The organism is Glutamicibacter sp. AOP12-B1-11, assembly GCF_052379245.1.
Lineage (GTDB): Bacteria > Actinomycetota > Actinomycetes > Actinomycetales > Micrococcaceae > Glutamicibacter.
Genome location: NZ_JBQSYL010000080.1, coordinates 1 through 1,437 on the forward strand (window position 1 = coordinate 1; position 1,437 = coordinate 1,437).

The following is a 1,437-nucleotide window of genomic DNA, read 5'->3' on the forward strand; positions in this document are numbered from 1 at the left end:
AAGGGCTGAACGCTGGGAATTGATTATCTGAAACATGAATACTCGTGTTCACGTAAGAATCGCAGAAAACCCACGAACACGTGGTGGGGCAGAGAGAGGTTAAGCGAAGATGGTGAATCCTGAAGGGCACTCTCCTGCGCGTAGCGTTGAACCGGCGGTTGATGGGGAAGAAATCAGGGATCAACAGGTTGATCTGTGGGAACGAGTGTTCTCGCAGGAGAATCTGATGGTCGCATTGAAACGTGTTGAGCGTAATAAGGGTGCCGCTGGTGTTGACGGTCTGGGAGCGCATGAATTGCGCGACTGGGTCGGTGAACACTGGGGTGACACTCGTAGGGCGCTTGATGCTGGCACTTATGCGCCGTTGCCGGTGCGTCAGGTGATGATTCCGAAGCCTGATGGTGGTCAACGGATGTTGGGTGTGCCGTCCGTGTTGGATCGTTTGATTCAGCAGGCTCTCGCGCAAGTTCTGTCTCCGGTGTTTGATCCGGGGTTTGTGCCGGTCTCTTATGGATTCCGGCCGGGTAAAAGCGCCCACGATGCGGTGAAGGTCGCCCAGACGGTGATCTCCCAAGGGTATCGGTGGGTTGTTGAGGTTGATCTTGATGCGTTCTTTGATCGGGTGAACCATGACGTGCTGATGTCTAGGGTTGCGCGGAAGGTGAAAGACAAGCGGGTTCTGAAGCTTGTTCGCCGTTATCTTGAAACGGGGATCATGGCGCAGGGTGTTCGCCGGGAAACAGCGGAGGGAACCCCGCAGGGGTCGCCTTTGTCGCCGTTGCTGTCGAATATTATGCTGGATGATTTTGATCAGGAGTTCTGGTCTCGGGATCATCGCTTTGTGCGGTACGCCGATGACATCAGGATTTTTGTGAGGTCTAAGCGGGCTGCGTCGCGGGTGCTGGAGCAGGCGACGAAAGTCCTTGAACAGCGCCTGAAGCTGAAGGTCAATCGGCACAAGTCCGTGGTCAATCCAGCGAATGTTGCAACTTTGCTGGGCTTCGGATTTTACTTCGTCAGGGGCGGGGTGCAGATTCGGGTTGCTCCGAAGGCGTTCAAACGCATGAAGGATACGATTCGGAGGCTGACTTCCCGTAAGTGGAGTGTGTCGATGGACTACCGCATCGGTCAGCTGAACCGTTATGTTCGGGGTTGGATGGGCTATTTCCGGTTGTCTGCGACACCGAAGAAGTTCTCTGAGCTTGATAAGTGGTTTCGGCATCGGATGCGTCAGATCCGTTGGAAGGAATGGAAGCTTCCGAGGACTCGGGTGGCGAATCTTCGTCGTCTGGGTATCGTCAAGGATCAGGCTTACCAGTGGGGTAATAGCTCGCGTGCTTATTGGCGTGTGGCTGGTTCTCCGATTCTTCAGCGTGCCCTGCCGAATTCCTATTGGGAAGAGTTGGGTGTGTTGCTCTTTCGCCGGGCTTGGGACCG

At 55.1% G+C, this 1,437-nt stretch carries 1 protein-coding gene; it reads left to right on the top strand.

The window, feature by feature from the left end:
- Positions 1 to 109: 109 nt before the first annotated feature.
- Positions 110 to 1,437: group II intron reverse transcriptase/maturase (gene ltrA / locus ACT3UQ_RS19675; protein WP_444637815.1), on the top strand; the 1,328-nt coding region annotated here is incomplete at its 3' end.